5 protein-coding genes are annotated in these 4,384 nt (G+C 66.9%); 1 reads left to right on the forward strand and 4 read right to left on the reverse strand.

The genetic code is table 11. From position 1 onward, the window contains the following. The 4 genes from BLT25_RS29325 to BLT25_RS29340 all read right to left on the reverse strand — a co-directional run. The coding region (locus BLT25_RS29325; RefSeq protein ID WP_143033911.1) for an LLM class flavin-dependent oxidoreductase at positions 1 to 714 on the reverse strand (714 nt) is incomplete at its 3' end. 123 nt (positions 715 to 837) lie between these two features. Then, entirely contained in the window at positions 838 to 2,553 is a 1,716-nt protein-coding gene (locus BLT25_RS29330; protein ID WP_091053332.1) for a sigma-54-dependent Fis family transcriptional regulator, read from the reverse strand. A gap of 154 nt (positions 2,554 to 2,707) precedes the next feature. Continuing rightward, a complete protein-coding gene (locus BLT25_RS29335; RefSeq protein WP_091053334.1) occupies positions 2,708 to 3,139 on the reverse strand; it encodes a VOC family protein in 432 nt (143 codons plus the stop codon). Continuing rightward, positions 3,126 to 3,506, reverse strand: a complete 381-nt coding sequence (locus BLT25_RS29340; protein ID WP_091053336.1) for a VOC family protein — start codon at positions 3,504 to 3,506, stop codon at positions 3,126 to 3,128. The genes BLT25_RS29335 and BLT25_RS29340 overlap by 14 nt, the downstream gene beginning before the upstream one ends. A gap of 164 nt (positions 3,507 to 3,670) precedes the next feature. Between BLT25_RS29340 and BLT25_RS29345 the strand changes: the two genes are divergently transcribed. Then, positions 3,671 to 4,384 (forward strand): LLM class flavin-dependent oxidoreductase (locus BLT25_RS29345; protein WP_143033912.1); only part of this gene is annotated, 714 nt, incomplete at its 3' end.

The raw sequence follows: 4,384 nt of genomic DNA on the forward strand, positions 1-4,384 counted from the left end.
GGCCAGGTGCATCGGACCACACAGACGCCACTTCGAACGGTCCGGCGTGTGCCCGAACGACGGGCCCCGCTCCTCCATCACGTCCCAGTGCAAGGCCAGGGCGTCGAAGCCCCCTTGAGCCGTGGCGCCGACCGACATCAGCCCGATACCGTTCTTCGCCGCCGCACGTGGCCCGGTCGGCGACGCGATCGCCGCGACGACGATGTCGAAGTCGCTGTACGGCGCGTACTGGGTGTGCGCCTCCACCAGGTTGTAGCGCTTCGTCCTGGCCGTGACGGTCTCGCCGCGAAGGATCGCCATCAGCACGTCCACGTCCTCCTCGAAGGCGTGCCGCTGTTCCTCCGGCGTGATGCCGATCATGGTGGCGTCGGTCGGCAGTGCCCCCGGGCCCAGACCCAGCATGAACCGGCCACGGAGCAGACGATCGAGGAAGAGCGCCCGGTCGGCCACCCACAACGGGTTGTGGTACGGAAGGGAGACGACCCCGGTGCCGAGCTTGATGTTCTCCGTCTGGGCGGCTGCCCACGAGACGAAGGTCATCGGGTCCGGGATGAGCTCGTGGCCGCAGGAGTGGTGCTCACCGACCCAGGCCTCGTCGAAGCCCAACCGGTCCATGTGCTGGATGACCTCCAGGTCACGCTCATAGGCCGTCGTGGGGTTCTGGCCCGCCGGGCAGTGGAACGGGGCCATGAATGTTCCGAACTTCAGCGTCATGTCAGCGCTCCTCGTGTGGTGCCGGGTTGGCACATCGGTTGATGTGGTGACCCTCACACGGCGAGACCGGCGATGGTTGTACCGATTTGGCACACGTGTTTCGCGCTGACGTGATCCCCGAGGTCAACGCAGGTGGTACTCCCGCATCTTCCGGTAGAGCGAGGACCGCGAGATGCCGAGAGCGGTGGCCGCTGCAGCCTTGTTGCCGGCGGCTTGCCGCAACGCTGCGACGATGGCGTCCGACTCTGCCATCTGCATCGAGGTCAGGTTGCCTCTGGTGAGCTCGTTGCGCCATGAGGCCGGTAGGTCGTCGGGGACCAGCACCGGACGATCCTGACGTGCCATCCACCGTCGGAACTGCTCCAGCTGTCGATGGTTCCCCGGCCAGGGATGCCGCTGGGCCATCTGCACGGCCTCGCGGCTCAGGGTCGGCATGCCCACACCCTGATCGACCAGCCGGGCGAGCACGTCGTCCGGCCGCTTGCGCAGGGGCTCGACCTCGAACGCATCTGGCGCGAACTGGTCCGTCAGCGCTCTCGGGATCGTGTGCTCGGAGTACGCCGCCGTCGAGACCGTTCCGGCAAGGTGCAACCCTGTGCTCGTCGGTCGATCCGAACTCTCCAATATCGAGGCGAGCGCGCGTGCATCACGAGCATCGAGCGCGTCCAGGTGAGCGAGCACGACGAGACCGTCGGGGTCGTCCATCAGCGCCCGCACCTGGTGGAGCCACTCTTCACGACCGACCTCGTCGACGGCCGCGCAGTCGATCTCACGGTAACCACGATTCGATTCGGTGAGCGTGGCGCGTAGCGCCGCTCGCTTGCCCACGCCGTCCTCGCCCGCGACCAGCAGCCGATCGGTCGATTCGGCCACGTCACGCAGCTGCGCCACGAGGCGCGCCCACGGACGTTCCCGGGGCGCGGGTCTCGACGAGGTACGGCCTCGTGCCCGTGCCGCCCGTTGTCCCGCGGCAGCAGCGATCGCGGTGTCCTCGGCGACCACCACAGCACCTACGACCTGCCCACCTCGGCTGACGGGTCGGCACACGGTCACATGGGATCCTGCGGCGAGCTCCAGTCCGATGATCTCCTCGGGCGATCCTTCGATGCGCTCCCACAGCGCCGTATGGTCGAGGTCCATCGCCGTAGCGATCGCGTTCGCGATGACCACGTCGGCGCTGACGGCGACCACCGCGCTGCGAGCCCGCCGCCGCTCGGCCAGGAAGTGACGCAGCATCTGGCGCTCGTGCATCGTGCTCTCGCCGTACAGCTCCTCTTCGATGTCCTGGGCGAGCCTGAGCAGAGTCGGGGCCATCAGCGGGCTGGCGTCCTTGACCAGCGTGGTGAGGCTGAGGACGCCCGTGACCCGGTTCGTCACGGGGTGCCGGACCGGAGCACCGGCGCAGGTGAAGTCGTGGAACATCTCGCTGAAGTGCTCGGTTCCGCTGACCGTCACGCTCCTCGCGGTCTCCAGCGCGGTGCCGAGACCGTTGGTCCCGACGATGTCTTCGGACATGACGGTCCCGAGGTGGACGTTGCTGCGATCAAGCCGCTTCTTCAGGTGTCCGTCGCCGTCCCAACGCCACAGCAGAGTGCCGTCAGGCGCGCTGAGCAACAAGCTGGTGTGAGCACCGACGAGGGCGTCCGCGGCCGTGTCGAGGACCGGGATCGCGATCTTCGCGATCCTGCTGTCCAGTCTGGCCTCGTGCGCGACCGAGCGCACGTGGTCCGGATCTACCCCGCTCAGCTTCGAGCGGCGCCAGGAGTCGAGGATCTCGCTGCGCATCATCAGGGAGCCTGGATCGTCCTCAGCGAGCTGAGCGCGATGTGTGTCGAGCATTCGGTACGACCTCCCTGGATCCGAGAAACGGCCTATGTGTTACACATCACACAAACACGATCCGGCCATCGCGGTCCAATACCAATCCGTGGGTCAGTGATCCTGTTCCTGCATCAATGTGCGCAACGACTTCGGCACCCGGGGCGTCGGCAGGTCACGTACGGTGAAACAGCTCGAGCTGAATGTTGTCGGGGTCGCGGAAGACCACCACCGAGTAGGGGCTCGAGCCGGCCTTGTCGATGACCCCGGAATGTGTCACTCCGAGCCGATCCAGCCAATCCGCCCAGGTGTCGAGGTCGCGACGCTCAGCGACAGACCAGGCGATGTGGTCGAGGCCGACGCGCCGTTCGTCGAAGGCTCCTGGCTGCGCTTCGTCGTGATGGTGCAGCCCGATCAGGAAGCGGCCCCGCGGGTCCATCAGCAGGACCGCATAGCCACCATCCTCATCGCCGTGGTGAGGAGCGATCCTGTCGAGCCGCTGCAGGCCGAAGACCTTGGAGTACCAGGCGGCCGACGCCTCCACATCGGAGACGGTCGGCGAGAAGTGGTGGAGGCCAGTGGTCGCCGGCGCCTCAGAGCGAGGCATACGCGATCACCCGGTTTCCCCACGGGTCGCTGACGACCACTCGTCGCTCGTGCGGACCGTCTGCGGGCGGCTCGACGACCTGACCACCTGCCGCGATCAGTCGCTCGACGAAGGCATCGACGTCATCGACCTTGAACGCCGCTGACGCGATGTTGGCGACGTTCTCCGTGTCCGCGGCGAGGGCGAGTGTCGCCGGGCCTCCGTCGAGCGCGGCGTACCGCTCACCATCGACGAAACGGGTCGGCAGCCCGAGCACCGTCGAGTAGAACTCGACCGCCGCTGGGATGTCGTCGACGGGATGGACGACCTGTCGGAGCTGTGCTGCTGAAGGAGGTGCGACCGCACCGGATGTCGAAGAAGTGCTCATGAGGCAATGAAACCGTCGTTGGCGCCGCCGGGTTGTCCCCTATTGGGACACCTCTGATCGTCCCAAAGTTGCACAACTCGCTCCCCTCCCCCCGTGTGACGGTAGTCACCGCGCGGCGCACCGAGCGTCGACCATTCGCACCAACTCGACGACAAGGAACGACGATGGGCCTCAAGTTCGGGACCTTCATGGCTCCCTTCCACTGCCCCCCGGGTCAGAACCCCACGACCGCGTACCAGCGCGACCTCGAGATCATCCAGCACATGGACAAGCTCGGCTTCGACGAGGCCTGGGTCGGTGAGCACCACTCTGCCGGTCACGAGCTCATCCCGGACCCGATGACCTTCCTCGCCTGGGCGGCCCCGCAGACCAAGCACATCAAGCTCGGCACCGGCGTGCTCTCCCTTCCGTACCACAACCCGCTCTGGGTGGCTGACCGGGCGCTCTTCCTCGACCGTCTGCTGCGTGGCCGGTTCATGCTGGGTCTGGGCCCGGGGGCACTGCCCACCGACGCCACCATGATCGGCATCAGCCTCGAGGAGCAGCGCACCGCCTTCGAGGAGGACACCGAGGTCCTGATGGCGATCCTGCGCGGCGAGAAGGTCACCAAGAAGACCAACCGCTACAACCTGGTGGAGGCGCACACCCAGTACGCACCGTACAGCGACTTCGACATCACCGTCGCCGCGATCGCCTCCCCGACCGGCCCCCGGATCGCTGCCAAGAACGGCATCCACCTGATGTCCGTGGGCGCGACCGACAAGAGCGGCTTCGACGCTCTTGGCCTGCACTGGGACGTGATGGAGGAGCGCGGCGCCGAGTTCGGGCACACGCCGGACCGTTCGAAGTGGCGTCTGTGTGGTCCGATGCACCTGGCT

This window comes from Nocardioides sp. YR527, assembly GCF_900101045.1.
GTDB lineage: Bacteria > Actinomycetota > Actinomycetes > Propionibacteriales > Nocardioidaceae > Nocardioides.

Coding starts and splice junctions, on each gene's coding strand:
- BLT25_RS29330 (WP_091053332.1), bottom strand. CDS start 2,553: ATGCTCGACACACATCGCGCTCAGCTCGCTGAGGACGATCCAGGCTCC.
- BLT25_RS29335 (WP_091053334.1), bottom strand. CDS start 3,139: ATGCCTCGCTCTGAGGCGCCGGCGACCACTGGCCTCCACCACTTCTCG.
- BLT25_RS29340 (WP_091053336.1), bottom strand. CDS start 3,506: ATGAGCACTTCTTCGACATCCGGTGCGGTCGCACCTCCTTCAGCAGCA.